The following is a 14190-nucleotide window of genomic DNA, read 5'->3' on the forward strand; positions in this document are numbered from 1 at the left end:
CCGACCGGACGCATCGCCCACCAACGTCCGCCGCCGACCGAGCGCACGCCCCACCGACACCGGCCGCCGACCGGACACGTCATCCTCCGCCGACCGGACCCATCGCCCACCGACACCGGTCGCCGACCGGACGCGTTGCCCGCCGGCGTGCGCCGTGTCACGGCGCACGCCGGTGGTCGGGCGCCCTCACCGCAGGGCGAACCTGTCGATCGGCGGATGGCCGTCCACCAGGTCGGCGACGAGTTCGCCGATCAGCGGGGTGAACTTCGCGCCGTGTCCGGAACAGGCGGAGCAGACCACGAACGGGCCGCGGCGGTCGAGGACGAAGTCCTCGTTCGGTGTCGAGGTGTAGAGGCAGGTCAGCTCCGAGCGCGGGACCGGGTCGAGGCCGGGGAGCCACGCGCGCGCGTACGCGACCGCTCGTTCCCGGGCGGCCGGGTCGACGGTGAAGTCCCGGTCGTCCGCGGTCGTCACCGTGCCGTGCACGTGCTCGCCGACCTTGAAGTACGGCCCTTCGGGCAGCGCGTACAGGTCGAGGGACGTCTCACCGTGGACGACCGTGGGCCAGGGGCCGGGGTCCTCGCGGTCGAAGAAGAAGACCTGCTGCTGGGTCACGGTCAGCGGCGGGAGCGGGACCAGGCCGTCGAGCAGCGGGCCGGCCCAGCCGCCTGCGGCGACCACGACCGTGCGGGCGCGCCAGGTGCCGGTGTCGGTGGTGAGGGTCACGCCGTCCGAGTCCGGCCGCAGGGCGCGGACCGGAGTGTCGTACGCGACGTGCGCCCCGGCGTCGGTGGCCAGGCGGACCATGGCGGCCATCGCCGCCTCCGGGTCGAGAACGCCGCCCTCCGGGTCGAAGAGCACGGGTCCCTCGAAGCGGATGCCGGACCAGCGGCGGGCCGCCTCGGCCGGGTCGAGCAGCTCGGCGGCGACACCGTGTTCCCGGAGCAGGGCCGCCATGCGCTCGGGCTCGCGGCCCGCGCCGTGGTCGACGCCGCCGGTCCGGGTCAGGAGCCGCTCGCCGGCCTGCTCTCCGAGCTCCTCCCACAGCCGCCCCGCCCGGCCGGTGAGCTCGACGTAGAGCGGGTCGAGGTAGGCGCGGCGGAAGATCCGGGCGCGGCCGTGCGAGCTGCCGCGCCGGTGGCCCGGCCCGTACGCCTCGAAGGCGGCGACGCTCCGTCCGCGCCGGCTCACCGCCCACGCCGCGGCGGATCCCGCCAGTCCGAGCCCCACGATCGCCACATCGATGTCGTCCATGTCCCGCATCATGCCTGCATAGACGCCTGCGCTACGATACTTGCAGAATACAGATAAAACGTGGGAGGACTCCGGTGACCCACCTCCGCCTCACCGCGACACGCGTCGCGGGCACCGGCAGAACGGCATCACGATGAGCACGCCCGCAGCCGCCGCGTACGGCTGTTCCGGGCTCGATGACGCGACTCTCGGCACGCTCCTCACCAAGGCGGTCACGCGGCGCACCACGCCGGTACGGCTCGTCGGCTCGGGCCTCCACGACCTGGCCGCCCGGCTGATCGCCGACGGGGTGCCGGTCGAGGTATGCGTCCCCCACCGGCGTGACGCCCGCGCACTGCGGCGGGCGGCGCACCGGGTCGGCGGCGACGTTCCCACGCCGTCCGTCGGCGGGATCGACGTCGACCTGCCGTTCCCCGACGGGACCCTGCACGCGCTCGTCTGCCGCCTCGATCCGAGGTCCTTCCCGTTCCCCCGCCACACCGTCCGCGAACTCGGCCGCGCCCTCGCCCCGGACGGCCTGGTCGTGGTACTCCCCGGTGAGCGGACGTCCTGGCCGGCGAGCCTGGTCGACGCGTGGGCCGCGGCCGCCGGGCTCGCGCCGCCCGACGAGCGTGAGAGGGGCGGCGCGCTGCCGTTCACCGGCGCGGTGTACCGGGCCCGCGCCTAGAGTCCGGCGGATCTTGTTCGTAGCGCCACGCGGCCGGACGTGGATCCACCGGACACGCCCTTTTTAGGCGTGTCCGGTGCTCACTACAGGTCCGCGACGGCCGGGATGACGTCGGCGCCGATCGCCTCGAGCGGTGTGACGCGCCAGACGTCGGTGACACCGCCGATGACCGCGTCGATGCCGAGCTCCGCCAGCTTCCCGAGCGTGTCGACGATCTCGCCCGTCTTCTCGCCCTTCTCGCCAGGGTCGAAGCGGAAGATGACGGTCTTCTCGATCTCGTCGTAGTCGCGGCCCTCCGCCGCGCAGTGCTCGCGGAGCACGTCGAGCTTGTGGGCCACGTCGGGACCGGGGAACAGGTTGCACGCCTGTGCGTACCGGGCCACGAACCGCAGCGTCTTCCGCTCGCCGGACCCACCGACCATGATCGGCGGGTGCGGTCGCGACAGCGCCTGCGGCGAGTTGAGCGTGCGTCCGAGACGGTAGTGCCGCCCCTCGTACGCCTCGTCGCCGTCGCCCCACATCCGCAGGCAGATCTGCAGCGTCTCCTCCAGCCGCTCGAAGCGTTCGGCGATGGGCGGGAAGGGCAGGCCCAGGCCGCGCGCCTCCTCCTCGTTCCAGGCCGCGCCGATACCCAGCTCGGCCCGCCCGCCGGACAGCGCGTCGAGCGTCGTCACGGTCTTGGCGAGCAGGCCCGGCGGCCGGTAGACCGCCCCGGTGACGAGGGTGAGCAGCCGCGCGCGGGACGTGTGCGCGGCCAGGAAGCCGAGTGTGGTGTACGCCTCGAGCATGTCGTGCTCGGGCGGCCCGACCATGCCGATCTGGAAGAAGTGGTCCATCACCGCGATCCGGTTGAACCCCGCGTCGTCCGCGGTGCGTGCGACGCGGGCCAGGTCCGCACCGAGACTCGACGGTCCACCGGGCCAGGTGAAGTCAGGAATCTGTAGTCCGACCTTCATTGAGAAGCACCTCCCACCCGCGATCCTGTCACGCGACGGCGAGGACGTCTCACGCGCTTCCGACGGGAACCTCCACGAACCCCATCGACTCGTACAGCGCACGGGCGCGGGTGTTCTGGCCGGTCACGGCGAGGGAGAGCCGGTCGTACCCCTGCCCCACGAGCGCCCCCATCACCGCCTCGATCAGCCGCCTGGCCAGCCCCCGGCCGGTGTGGGACGACGCCGTGAAGACGAACGCCAGCAGGGGAACCCCGCGCCAGACCGTCACCAGAGCCGCCGCGACGAGACGGCCGCCCTCCTCGGCGACGAGCGACGCCTCCGGCAGGAACGGCCCGTACTCCCCCTCGAAGGTGAGCCGGACCTCCTCGGTGGCCGACGGGACGCCGTCCCCGACGTCCCGCTCGTCCGGCGTCCCCCGGTAGGCGTCCCACATCAGGGTGCCGAGCAACGGGATGTCGTCGCGAGTCGGTGAGCGGAACGAGTGGCCAATCGACGCCCGGATCCCGTACAGCGTCGCGTCGAGCCGGTACCGCATCGGCTCCGCCGGAGGGTGCTTCACGCAGCCGAGCCTAAGCGGCTCTCAGCGGCCGGCGAAGGATCGTGCGCATCTTCTCCGGTCGGTCTCCCAGACGTCGGACAGGTCTACCTCATGGTGCAGGCCGTTCGGCACCAGCCGCAGATCTTCGCGAGGCTCGTTGGACTCTCCCACCGTGGGAGAGTCCACCATGACTCCATGCAAGACGAACTTCTCACCATCGGACCCTTCGCTCGCCTGTGCCGGCTCAGCGTCAAGCAGCTACGGCACTACGACGAGATGGGGCTATTGGCCCCGGTCCGCGTGGACGCCGGCTCCGGCTACCGCTATTACGCACCTGAACAGGCCCGTGATGCCCTGACCATCGCCCTGCTCCGCGAGATGGACCTTCCCCTCGCTGTGATCGCCCAGGCGCTGGCGGCCGAGCCCGAGTCCAGGGCAGAGATCCTGCGCGCTGAGCGCGACCGGCTGGCCGAGCGCATCAGCAGGGACCAGGTACGGCTGGAGATGCTGGAGCGGCTGGCGGAGGGCGGCCTGCCCGGCTATGAGGTGACGATGGGCAGAGAGCCGGAGCGACGGCTGGCCGTGGTGCGAGCGGTCTGCACCCCTGCGGAGATCGGAGAGAAGGTCGAGGAGTGCGTTGGCCGGCTGCTAGCCGCGCTCGGCAAGGCTGGAATCGCGTGGGAGCCGCCGTTGTGGGGGCTGTACCCGCTGGATCTGGAAGAGCGGATGGAGATCGCCATCGGAGTGCAGACGCAGCAGGGGGAAGGGACGCCCGGCCTGCGGTTCGAGGTGCTGCCCGGCGGAGCCGTTGCCGAGACCATGCACATCGGTCCCTACGCCCAGCTGCCTTTGGCCTACAACGCTGTCTTCGCCGCCGTCCACGAGCGCGGGCTGCGCCCGCGAGCGCCCGTACGTGAGGCCTACCTCGTCGGGCCGGCAGAGGCACCGCGAGAAGAACTGATGACGCGGCTGATCATCCCCGTCCGGGAAGGCCTGGCATGACCACGGTCGTGGACGTTGATGCCCGCGGTATGCAGCACTGCGAGACGACGGCTCTGGGGGTGCTGCTGCGGCACCAAGGACTCGATCTGTCCGAGCCCATGCTCTTCGGCCTCGGCTCCGGCCTGTCCTTCATCTACTGGGACGGCAAGAACATGGATTTCCCCTTCCTCGGGGGACGGGTCAAGCCCTTCGAACTCACCAGGAACCTGGCCGCCGGCCTCAACCTGGACCTCCAGGTCCACGAGACCGCGTCTCCCCGCAGGGCATGGGAGAACGTGACGGCCCCCATCGACGCCGGCCGCCCCGTCGGACTGCAGCTCGACAGCTACCACCTGGACTACTTCCGCTCGAAGGTGCACTTCGGCGGTCATATCGTCGCGCTGTACGGCTACGACGACCACGACGCCTACCTGGTGGACACCGACCAGCAAGGCGGAGCGGTGTCCACCAGCCTGACCGGCCTCGCCCGGGCCAGGGCCGCGCGCGGCCCGATGACCGCCAAGCACCGGTCCTTCACCCTCACCGCTCCGAGGAACCCGCCCTCCCCGCAGAGCCAGATCATTCCCGCCATCACCGCCTGCGCCGACGCCTTCCTCAACCCGCCCATCGCCAACCTCGGCCACCGGGGCATCGAGAAGGCCGGCAAGCTGGTACGCACATGGTTCCAGCGCACCGACACCCCTCAGCGGGACCTGCCGCAGGCCGCCCTGTTGATGGAGAAGGCCGGCACCGGCGGCGCCCTGTTCCGTAACCTCTACCGCGACTTCCTCGCCGAATGCGCCCAACTGCTCGACAGCAGCCGCCTGCGCACCGGCCACGGGCTGTACACCGAGGCCGCCGCCCTATGGACGGAAGTCGCAGCACTGATCACGAAGGCCGGCGAGTCAGGCGATACGCAGTGCCTCGTCCAGGCGGGCACCATCCTCTGCGATCTTTCCCGCATAGAGCGCGAGGCCATGCAGGCGCTGAGCCGCCTGGACGCATACGAACGAAAAGTCGCGCCGAGCACCGCCCGAGGCCTTGCTTAGCGCGACTTTTCGTTCTACGCACGTCAGCCCCCGATAACTCCCCTTAGGGTTCGAGGGTGATCGAATTGATCGGTGTCATGTCCTTGTCCATGTAAGTCCCGGCCTTGAGATAACCCTGGCATCCCGTGCCGTTGTAACCCGTGCATGTCCGCATGGTCGCGCCGCCGGTCTGGTTGTTGAAGATGCGGAGCATGCCATACATGTTGCTGAGGTTGTAGTAGCCGTAGTCGTAGTAGTAATAGGACGGCTTTCCGGCGTTCCAGCTGGCGTCCGGGTAGATGCATACGTCTCCGGAAGGGCATCCCTCGACCGTTCCTGCCGGCGAAATCCGCGCCGGCTTGGGGTGCGTCGAAGCCTGGGCCGCGGTGGCCGGTGCCGTGAACGCGACGGCCGATGCAGCGGTGAGTGTCATGCCCGCCAGCAGGCCGGTACGCACGAATTTCTTGCCGAACTTCATGTGCGAAGCTCTCCTTTCGCGATGCGATTCGCGCTCCCCGCGAGGGGAGAATTGGCAAACCCACGGATGTGCGATATGCGGCGCCCTCCACCCAGGTCTGATAAGTAGCCGCATATCGAATCCGTCGGCATGCACCGAACTATGCCTTTCACGGCGTTGCGCGTCGAGGTCGTTAAGTCACTGCTGAAAATCCCTGGTCCATCCCTTTTGAGCTGGCAACGCCGAGGCCGTAAGGTCGCAGTCGTGGTCGAGCAGATGTGGCGGGCGGTGGGCGTCTTCCGGCTCGTCACCCTCGGCTACGCCGCGGTCCTCATCGTGCGGGATCACGGGCGGTACGCCCATCCCCTGGGCGGTCTCCTCGCGCTCGCCGCGATGGCGGCGTGGTCCGTGCTCGCCACCGTCGCGTACGCGCGCCCGTCCGCGCGGCGTCCCTGGCTGGTCGGCGCGGACGTGGCCGTCGCGGCTGCGCTGATCCTCGTCACGCGCCTGGTCGACACGGCCGCCCGCATCGACCACGGCGCCGCGACGCTGCCGGTGTCGTGGGCGGCGGCGTCCGTGCTGGCCTGCGCCGTCGCGGGCGGCCCGTGGGCGGGGTGCGCCGGAGCCGCCGTCCTCTCAGCGGCCGACCTGTTCGAACGCCAGGCGCTGCCGCACAACACGTTCAACGGCATCGTGCTGCTGCTCATCGCCGGCACGGTCGGCGGCCATGTCGTACGGCTCGTGCTACGCGCGGAGGCCGCCCTCGACCGCGCGGCCCGGCAGGAGGCGGCCACGGCCGAGCGGCAGCGCATCGCGCGGGACATCCACGACTCGGTCCTGCAGGTGCTCGCGCTGGTCAGCGTGCGCGGGCGGGAGCTCGGTGGGGAGGCGGCCGAACTCGGCCGGCTGGCGGGCGAACAGGAGGTGGCGCTGCGGTCCCTGGTCGCCGCCTCGCCGACGCCGCCGCCGGACGGCCGAGTCGACGTACGGACGCTGCTGGAGCCCCTCGCCGGCGACCGGGTCACGGTGTCCTGCCCGGCGCACGCGGTCCTTCTCCCCGACGCGCCGGCGCGGGCCCTGGCTGCAGCGACCGGCGAGGCGCTCGACAACGTCCGCCGCCACGCCGGCCCGGACGCGCGGGCCTGGGTGCTGCTCGACGACGAGGGCGAGGCGGTCGCGGTGAGCGTCCGGGACGACGGCGCGGGGTTCGAGGACGGCCGCCTGGCCCGGGCGGCCGAGGCGGGGCGTCTCGGCGTCGCGCAGTCGATCGTCGGGCGGATCCGGGAGCTCGACGGCGAGGCGACCGTGACGTCGGCCCCCGGCCGCGGGACCGAGGTCGAGCTCCGGGTCCCCCGGACCTTGCGGGACGAGGTGGAACACCATGGACGCTGACACCCCGAGGGGCAAGGGCGAACCCGTGGACGCCCAGAGGAACAACGACGAACCCATGGACGCCGACGCCCCGGGCAGCCAGAAGGAACCCATGGACGCCGACGCCCCGAAGAACGAGGGGGAACCCATGGACGCCGATGCCCCACTGCACGTTCTGGTCGTCGACGACCATCCGATCTGGCGCGACGGCATCGCGGAGAAGCTGGGGACGGCCGGCCTCACCGTGGTCGGCACGGCCGGCGACGGTGTCCAGGCGCTGCGGGTGGCGAAGGCGACGCGGCCGCGGGTCGTGCTGCTCGACCTGCACCTGCCGGATCTGCCCGGGGCGGAGGTGACCCGCCGGCTCCTGGCCGCCGACGGGACGATCCGCGTGCTCGTGCTGTCGGCGAGCGGGGAACGCCAGGACGTCCTCGACGCCGTGACGGCGGGCGCGACCGGCTACCTGACCAAGTCGGCGTCCCTCGACGAAGTGATCGCGGCGGTGCGCTCGGCCGCGGCCGGGCAGGCCGTGTTCACGCCCGGGCTGGCGGGCCTGGTGCTGGGCGAGTACCGCCGCCTGGTCGGCGCGCCGGAGCGGGAGACTCCCCGGCTCATGAACCGGGAGACCGAGGTGCTGCGGCTGGTCGCCAAGGGCCTGACCTACCGCGAGATCGCCGAGCGGCTCGTGCTGTCGCACCGGACGGTGCAGAACCACGTGCAGAACACCCTGACCAAGCTGCAGCTGCACAACAAGGCACAGCTGGTGCGGTACGCGCTGGAGCGGGGACTGGACTGAGTACTACTACTCAGGCGAAGTCGGGCGATCTTGCTCAGGCGGGCGCGGCCCGGGCAGCGGATCCTCGGTGCATGGAACCCCTGCCACCCCACCGCCCAAGCTTGCGCGGTGGTAATGACCGTGCGGGACACACTCGGTACGTAGCCGTCTTCACCATGCTCCTCACCATGCTCCTCGCCGTGGCCACTCAGCTCAGCCTCGTCTACCCAGAGAAGTTCGTGATCGACGCGATGAGACAAGTGCGAGGCGAAACGATCATCGAGAGATTTCAGTCAATGTCGCTTAGCGAGGAAATCGAAATCGCTGTCGCATCGTTGATCACGCTTGGCCTTCCGCTCCTTGGTGTGATCGCTGGCCTGGGGGTTACGTCCCGACTCCGTCCTGCGATCCGGTTTGCAATCGCGGCTGCGGGCGCCTTCATCGGAAGCCTGTTCGTTTGGGTCGCCTGGGGCGCCTTCTTGCTCTGCGGACTCCTGTATGGCCGCCCGAACCCGTACGTATTCTGAACGGAGGGACGTTGCGGGAGCGGCGGGCGCACGAGCTGAAGTTCCTTGCAGAGGATTGCTGCAATCACTGGCGGAGCGGGCCCGTGGAGCTGCGGACCACCAGCTCGGGCCGGAAGACCAGCTCGGTGTGCGGGGCCCCGACGCCCTGGATCTCGTCGAGCAGGCTGCGAACGGCGACCAAGGCCATGTCGCGGACCGGCTGGCGGACCGTGGTCAGGGGCGGATCGACATAGGCCATCAGCGGCGAGTCGTCGAAGCCGATGACGGACACGTCCGCGGGAACTCGCAGGCCTCGCTGCCGGGCCGCTCTGATCGCCCCGATCGCCATCATGTCGCTGCCACAGCAGATCGCGGTGCACCCCCGGTCGAGCAGTCGCTTCGCCGCCGCCTCCCCGCCTTCGACCGTGAAGATGGTGTTGGCGATCCAGTCGTCCACCTCGGCGATCCCGAGGCGCTCGGCCATCCCTCTGCGGTAGCCCTCGGTCTTCCGGATGACCGGCACGAAACGCTCCTGGCCCACGGCGAGCCCGATGCGGCGGTGCCCCAGGTGCGCGAGGTGGGCCACGGCCAGCTCCATGGAGCCGACCTCGTCGCTGGAGACGAACGTGGCGTCGACCCCCTCGGCGTAGCCGTTGATCAGCACGATCGGGAGCCCGCGATCGGTGAGGCGCTTGTAGCGGCCGTGGTCGGCCTGCGAGTCGGCGTGCAGCCCGGAGACGAAGACGATCCCGGAGACCCCGCGCTCGAGCAGGAGGTCGGTGTAGTCGTCCTCGTTGATGCCGCCGGGCGCCAGCGCGCCGAGCACCGCGGTGTAGCCGTGCACGGCCAGGGTGTTCTCGATGACCTGCGCGAAAGCCGGAAAGATGGGGTTGTCCAGCTCGGCGACGATCAGGCCGATCAGCCCGCTGCGCGGCGGCCGTAGGCGAACGGGGCGTTCGTACCCGAGGGCGTCGAGCGCGTCGAGGACCGCCTGCCGCGTGGCCGGCGCGACGCCCTGCCTGCCGTTGAGCACCCGGCTCACGGTCGCCTCGCTCACACCGGCTTGGGCGGCGATGTCCGCCAGGCGCATGCTCACATGCACGAATGTACCGCCGGACGGAATGGACCGGCGTGGATCCCTTGCCGCGTTCTTTCGCAAGATTGCAGCAAGACCTTGCCGTCAACCGATGAAGGCGTTACCGTCGCGGCAACACAGCGGAAACACAGCGGCCGCCAGACCCTCGGGGGACCCCGCCCACTCTCCTCACCCCAGGAGGCCCGCATGCTAAAACGCCTGCTGCCCGCGCTGGCCGTCGCGCTGGCGGCCACGATCATGCCCGTGGCCGGCGCCGCGCCCGCCACAGCATCACCCACGGGCGACCACGACGTCATCGCCAACCTCTTCGAATGGAACTGGAACTCCGTCGCCTCCGAGTGCACGAACGTGCTGGGTCCCAAGGGCTACGGCGCCGTCCAGGTCGCCCCGCCGGAGGACTCCCTCACCCGGAGCGGCCACCCGTGGTGGGAGGTCTACCAGCCTGCCGACTACGACGTGAACAGCCGCATGGGCACCCGGTCGCAGTTCGCCGCCATGGTGTCGGCCTGCCACAGCGCGGGCGTCAAGGTGTACGCGGACGCGGTCATCAACCACATGACCGGCCAGGGCAGCGCGAGCTACGGCGGCAAGAGCTTCTCGAAGTACGACTACCCGGGCATCTACTCCTCGGCCGACTTCCACAACTACCCGGCGGACTGCCCGGAGTCCGACGACCAGATCCACAACTGGAACGACTACACCGAGGTCACCAAGTGCGAGCTGAGCAGCCTGTCGGACCTGCGCACCGAGTCCGACTACGTGCGCGGGAAGATCGCCGGCTACCTCAATGACCTGCTGTCCCTCGGCGTGGACGGTTTCCGGGTGGACGCCGCCAAGCACATCGGCGCGACCGACCTGGCGGCCATCGAAGGGAAACTGAGCAGGTCCGCGTACATCTACCAGGAGGTCATGCCCGGCAGCGGCGGCGGCCTCGCGCCCAGCGCCTTCGAGGGCACCGGCGACCTGCTGGAGTTCATTTACGGCCAGAAGCTCAAGGAGCAGTTCAACGGCAGCATCGCCAACCTGCAGAGCTTCGGGCAGTCGTGGGGAATGGAGCCGAGCGACAAGTCGGTCGTCTTCGCCGCCAACCACGACACCGAGCGGAACGGCAGCACGCTGTCCTACAAGGACGGCACCAAGTACCGGCTGGCCACGATCTTCTCGCTGGCCTGGAACTTCGGCACCCCGCAGGTCTACTCCGGCTTCGACTTCAGCGGCACCGACGACTCTCCGCCCGCCGACTCCAGCGGGTACGTCACCGACACGAACTGCGCGAGCGGCTGGCAGGGCTGCCTCGACCGCGTGCTCGGCGGCATGGTCGGCTGGCACAACGCGGTGAAGGGCACGTCCGTCACGAACTGGTGGTCCGACGGTTCCAACCAGATCGCCTTCGGCCGCGGCGCGAAGGGCTATGTCGCGATCAACAACTCCGGCGGCACGCTGAGCCGTACGTTCGCGACCGGCCTGCCCGCCGGGACGTACTGCGACGTCATCGGCGGCGGCGTGTCCTCGGGGAAGTGCACCGGCACGGCCGTCACGGTCGACGGCTCCGGCAACGCGACCTTCTCCGTGAGCCCGGGCAGCGCCGTGGCGATCGACGTCGCGGCCACCGGCACCGGCACCGGCGGCGGTGGCACCGGCGTCGTCCAGGTGACCTTCAACGAGTACGCGACGACCTACTACGGGCAGAACGTCTACGTCGTCGGCTCGATCCCCGCGCTGGGCGACTGGGCTCCGGGCAGCGCCGTCGCGCTGTCGTCCGCGGGCTACCCGACCTGGTCCGCCGCCGTGTCCCTGCCGGCGAACACCGCCTTCCAGTACAAGTACATCAAGAAGAACCCGGACGGTTCGGTCACCTGGGAGTCCGATCCCAACCGGTCGTACACCACCGGGTCCGACGGCACCGCCACGATCAACGACAGCTGGCGCTGACCCCGCGTAGGCGCCCGGGACGCAACGCGTCCCGGGCGCCTACTGCTTAGAGCGCGGGAACGCCGTGCCGCTCGGAGTTCGACAAGATCGTCGATCTTCGAGGGCCGTGGGAGCGCTCCCAGATTCCGGTTTCTTTCTCATAACACCCCATTGCGTCACATTGGTGACCGGCTTAACATTCCGGGAATCGAAGCGCTTCGACAGGAGCGGACCTTGGTAAAGATCTCTGACGTGGCCCGCCACGCCGGCGTCTCCCCCAGCACGGTGTCCTATGTTCTCAGCGGCAAACGGTCGATCTCCGACCAGACCCGCCGCCGCGTCATGGACAGTATCCGGGCCCTGGGCTACCGCCCGCACGCCGGTGCCCGCGCGCTGGCGAGCAACCGCTCCAACGTCATCGCCCTCGTCGTCCCGCTGCGCTCGGGCATCCACGTGCCGATCGTCATGCAGATGGTGATCTCGGCCGTGACCACCGCCCGCACGTACGACCACGACGTCCTCCTGCTGACCCAGGACGAAGGCGTCGGCGGTCTCGAGCGGGTGGCCGGATCGTCCCTCGTCGACGCGATCCTCGTGATGGACGTCGAGATGCACGACGTACGGCTGCCGGTGCTGCGCTCGCTGGACCGGCCGTCGGTGCTCATCGGCTTCCCCGCGGACCCATCCGGGCTGACCTGCATCGACTGGGACTTCGAGGCGGCGGGTGCGGCCTGCGCCGAGCACCTCGCCGACCTCGGGCACCGCGAGATCGCGCTGATCGGCGCGCCGCCCGCGGTGTACGAACGCGGCACCGGCTTCGCCGAGCGTACGAAGGCGGGCTTTCAGCGGGCCGCCGCCGAACGCGGCGTCCACGCGATCGTCCGGCCCTGCGACCCGGAGCACGCCCGGGAGACCGCCGCCGACCTGCTCCGCGACCATCCGGGCCTGACCGGCATCGCGGTCCACAACGAGCCGGCCGTCGAACCGCTGCTCACCGCGTTCCGCGCGAGCGGGCGCGGCATCCCCGACGACCTGTCCGTGATCGCCATCGCTCCCGACGACCTCGCGGAGCGGCTCGACCTCACGTCGATCTCCATCCCCGCCGAGGAGCTCGGCCGGCAGGCGGTCGCCGTGCTCATGGACAAGCTGAACGGCGACCAGGCACCTGGCGCCACCCTGCTCCCCTCCCGCCTCGTCGCCCGGTCCAGCACTCCGGCGGCCTGAAACGTGACCGATCTCGAAACCCGTACGCCTCGGCGTCATTGAAGCGCTTCGACGTTTCGCACACCCCCTGGAGGAATCCCGATGTTCAAGGCGACAAAGGCGCTCGCGGCTTTGACCGCGGGTCTGCTGGCCCTGTCCGCGTGCGGCGGTGGGGGCGGTGGCGGCTCTTCCTCGAAAGAGCTGAAGCTGTGGCACTACGAGACCCAGGACAGCGCCATGGGGGTGGCGTGGAACCAGGCGATCAAGGAGTTCGAGCAGACCCACCCGGGCGTCAAGGTGAAGTTCGAGGAGAAGGGCTTCGAGCAGATCCAGAAGACCGCCCCGATGGTGCTGAACTCCAAGGACGCGCCGGACATCCTGGAGTACAACAAGGGCAACGCGACCGCCGGCCTGCTGTCCAAGCAGGGGCTGCTCACCGACATCAGCTCCGAGGTGACCAAGCGCGGCTGGGACAAGATGCTCCCCGCGAACGTCGCCGAGACCGCGAAGTACGACGCCAAGGGCGTCATGGGCGGCGACAAGTGGTTCGGCGTCCCGAACTACGCCGAGTACCTGCAGGTGTACTACAACAAGGCGCTGTTCGATAAGTACGGCCTGAAGGTGCCGACGACGTTCGACGAGTTCACCAAGGCGATGGACACCTTCACGAGCAAGGGCGTCACCCCGCTCGCCAACGCGGGCGCGGAGTACCCGGCGCAGCAGTACCTCTACCAGCTCGCGCTGAGCAAGGCGGACCGGCCGTGGGTCGACCGGTTCGAGCGCTACACCGGCAAGACCGACTTCCACGACCCGGCGTGGACGTACGCCGCGAACACCTTCGCCGACTGGGTGAAGAAGGGCTACATCGCCAAGAACTCGTCGGGCACCAAGGCCGAGGACGCGGGCACCGCGTTCATGGCCGGCAAGTTCCCGATGTTCTTCTCCGGCAGCTGGTGGTACGGCCGCTTCGAGAAGGAGATCAAGAACTTCCAGTGGGACACGTTCCTCTGGCCGGGCAGCAAGATGACGCTCGGGTCGAGCGGCAACCTCTGGGTCGTCCCGAAGGGGTCGAAGAACAAGGACCTCGCCTATGACTTCATCAACATCACGATGAAGAAGGAGATCCAGAACACCCTGGCCAACAACGGCGGCGTGCCGGTCGCGGGCGACCCCTCCGGCGTCACGGACCCGAAGAACAAGAAGCTCATCCAGAACTACCAGACCCTCGCGAACAGCGACGGCCTGGGCTTCTACCCGGACTGGCCCGCGCCGGGCTACTACGACGTGCTCGTGGCCGGGACCCAGAAGCTGATCACCGGCACCGCGTCGCCGAGCTCGGTCCTGGACGGCTTCGCCAAGCCGTACAACGAGAACCTCTCGAACATCGGCCACTGAGCGACACCGCCGACCGCGGGAGGCGGGTGGCCCGACGGCCGCCCGCCTCCCG

General features: G+C 69.8%; 14 protein-coding genes. 9 read left to right on the plus strand and 5 right to left on the minus strand.

The genetic code is table 11. The features are described 5' to 3' along the window. Positions 1-186: 186 nt before the first annotated feature. Positions 187-1254 carry an FAD-dependent oxidoreductase gene (locus ACQP2O_RS41615; protein ID WP_433174708.1) on the minus strand — a complete coding sequence of 356 codons (1068 nt, stop codon included), beginning with the start codon at positions 1252-1254 and terminating at the stop codon, positions 187-189. Between the two features lie 133 nt (positions 1255-1387). On the opposite strand from ACQP2O_RS41615, the gene ACQP2O_RS41620 reads away from it, so the two are divergent. Continuing rightward, positions 1388-1921 (plus strand): hypothetical protein, encoded by a 534-nt coding sequence (locus ACQP2O_RS41620; protein ID WP_433174709.1) that lies wholly within the window; start codon positions 1388-1390, stop codon positions 1919-1921. An 83-nt stretch (positions 1922-2004) separates the two neighbouring features. Here the strand turns inward: ACQP2O_RS41620 and ACQP2O_RS41625 are convergent, their stop codons facing one another. Then, on the minus strand, positions 2005-2877 hold the full coding sequence (locus ACQP2O_RS41625; protein WP_433174710.1) for an LLM class F420-dependent oxidoreductase: 873 nt from the start codon (positions 2875-2877) through the stop codon (positions 2005-2007). Positions 2878-2926: 49 nt separating this feature from the next. Then, complete coding sequence (locus ACQP2O_RS41630) at positions 2927-3436, minus strand: N-acetyltransferase family protein (protein WP_433174711.1); 510 nt, start codon at positions 3434-3436, stop codon at positions 2927-2929. A gap of 174 nt (positions 3437-3610) precedes the next feature. On the opposite strand from ACQP2O_RS41630, the gene ACQP2O_RS41635 reads away from it, so the two are divergent. Beyond that, complete coding sequence (locus ACQP2O_RS41635; protein WP_433174712.1) at positions 3611-4417, plus strand: MerR family transcriptional regulator; 807 nt, start codon at positions 3611-3613, stop codon at positions 4415-4417. Continuing rightward, positions 4414-5445: a BtrH N-terminal domain-containing protein gene (locus ACQP2O_RS41640; protein ID WP_433174713.1), complete on the plus strand. Its 1032-nt coding sequence runs from the start codon at positions 4414-4416 to the stop codon at positions 5443-5445. Before ACQP2O_RS41635 ends, ACQP2O_RS41640 begins: the two co-directional genes overlap by 4 nt. A 43-nt stretch (positions 5446-5488) precedes the next feature. On the opposite strand, the gene ACQP2O_RS41645 is transcribed toward ACQP2O_RS41640, so the two are convergent. Next, positions 5489-5902: a hypothetical protein gene (locus tag ACQP2O_RS41645; protein WP_433174714.1), complete on the minus strand. Its 414-nt coding sequence runs from the start codon at positions 5900-5902 to the stop codon at positions 5489-5491. 243 nt (positions 5903-6145) lie between these two features. On the opposite strand from ACQP2O_RS41645, the gene macS reads away from it, so the two are divergent. The 3 genes from macS to ACQP2O_RS41660 all read left to right on the plus strand — a co-directional run bounded on the left by macS (position 6146) and on the right by ACQP2O_RS41660 (position 8554). Then, on the plus strand, positions 6146-7273 hold the full coding sequence (gene macS, locus ACQP2O_RS41650; RefSeq protein ID WP_433174715.1) for a MacS family sensor histidine kinase: 1128 nt from the start codon (positions 6146-6148) through the stop codon (positions 7271-7273). 127 nt (positions 7274-7400) lie between these two features. Then, positions 7401-8048 (plus strand): response regulator, encoded by a 648-nt coding sequence (locus ACQP2O_RS41655; RefSeq protein ID WP_433191326.1) that lies wholly within the window; start codon positions 7401-7403, stop codon positions 8046-8048. 167 nt (positions 8049-8215) lie between these two features. Next, positions 8216-8554: a hypothetical protein gene (locus tag ACQP2O_RS41660; protein ID WP_433174716.1), complete on the plus strand. Its 339-nt coding sequence runs from the start codon at positions 8216-8218 to the stop codon at positions 8552-8554. A gap of 64 nt (positions 8555-8618) precedes the next feature. Here the strand turns inward: ACQP2O_RS41660 and ACQP2O_RS41665 are convergent, their stop codons facing one another. Beyond that, entirely contained in the window at positions 8619-9623 is a 1005-nt protein-coding gene (locus tag ACQP2O_RS41665; protein WP_433191328.1) for a LacI family DNA-binding transcriptional regulator, read from the minus strand. Positions 9624-9815: 192 nt separating this feature from the next. On the opposite strand from ACQP2O_RS41665, the gene ACQP2O_RS41670 reads away from it, so the two are divergent. From ACQP2O_RS41670 to ACQP2O_RS41680, 3 genes are all read left to right on the plus strand, one after another. After that, complete coding sequence (locus ACQP2O_RS41670) at positions 9816-11561, plus strand: carbohydrate-binding module family 20 domain-containing protein (protein ID WP_433174717.1); 1746 nt, start codon at positions 9816-9818, stop codon at positions 11559-11561. A 213-nt stretch (positions 11562-11774) separates the two neighbouring features. Then, positions 11775-12764 carry a LacI family DNA-binding transcriptional regulator gene (locus ACQP2O_RS41675; RefSeq protein ID WP_433174718.1) on the plus strand — a complete coding sequence of 330 codons (990 nt, stop codon included), beginning with the start codon at positions 11775-11777 and terminating at the stop codon, positions 12762-12764. Between the two features lie 81 nt (positions 12765-12845). Beyond that, complete coding sequence (locus ACQP2O_RS41680) at positions 12846-14138, plus strand: extracellular solute-binding protein (RefSeq protein ID WP_433174719.1); 1293 nt, start codon at positions 12846-12848, stop codon at positions 14136-14138. Positions 14139-14190: the final 52 nt, after the last annotated feature.

The sequence above is a fragment of the Actinoallomurus sp. CA-150999 genome, from assembly GCF_050942425.1.
Lineage (GTDB): Bacteria > Actinomycetota > Actinomycetes > Streptosporangiales > Streptosporangiaceae > Actinoallomurus.

What these genes read in the sequence shown, in the direction of transcription:
- ACQP2O_RS41615 (WP_433174708.1), bottom strand. Translation starts at nt 1,254, where the DNA reads ATGGACGACATCGATGTGGCGATCGTGGGGCTCGGACTGGCGGGATCC.
- ACQP2O_RS41620 (WP_433174709.1), top strand. Translation starts at nt 1,388, where the DNA reads ATGAGCACGCCCGCAGCCGCCGCGTACGGCTGTTCCGGGCTCGATGAC.
- ACQP2O_RS41625 (WP_433174710.1), bottom strand. Translation starts at nt 2,877, where the DNA reads ATGAAGGTCGGACTACAGATTCCTGACTTCACCTGGCCCGGTGGACCG.
- ACQP2O_RS41635 (WP_433174712.1), top strand. Translation starts at nt 3,611, where the DNA reads ATGCAAGACGAACTTCTCACCATCGGACCCTTCGCTCGCCTGTGCCGG.
- ACQP2O_RS41640 (WP_433174713.1), top strand. Translation starts at nt 4,414, where the DNA reads ATGACCACGGTCGTGGACGTTGATGCCCGCGGTATGCAGCACTGCGAG.
- ACQP2O_RS41645 (WP_433174714.1), bottom strand. Translation starts at nt 5,902, where the DNA reads ATGAAGTTCGGCAAGAAATTCGTGCGTACCGGCCTGCTGGCGGGCATG.
- ACQP2O_RS41655 (WP_433191326.1), top strand. Translation starts at nt 7,401, where the DNA reads ATGGACGCCGATGCCCCACTGCACGTTCTGGTCGTCGACGACCATCCG.
- ACQP2O_RS41660 (WP_433174716.1), top strand. Translation starts at nt 8,216, where the DNA reads ATGCTCCTCGCCGTGGCCACTCAGCTCAGCCTCGTCTACCCAGAGAAG.
- ACQP2O_RS41665 (WP_433191328.1), bottom strand. Translation starts at nt 9,623, where the DNA reads ATGCGCCTGGCGGACATCGCCGCCCAAGCCGGTGTGAGCGAGGCGACC.
- ACQP2O_RS41670 (WP_433174717.1), top strand. Translation starts at nt 9,816, where the DNA reads ATGCTAAAACGCCTGCTGCCCGCGCTGGCCGTCGCGCTGGCGGCCACG.
- ACQP2O_RS41680 (WP_433174719.1), top strand. Translation starts at nt 12,846, where the DNA reads ATGTTCAAGGCGACAAAGGCGCTCGCGGCTTTGACCGCGGGTCTGCTG.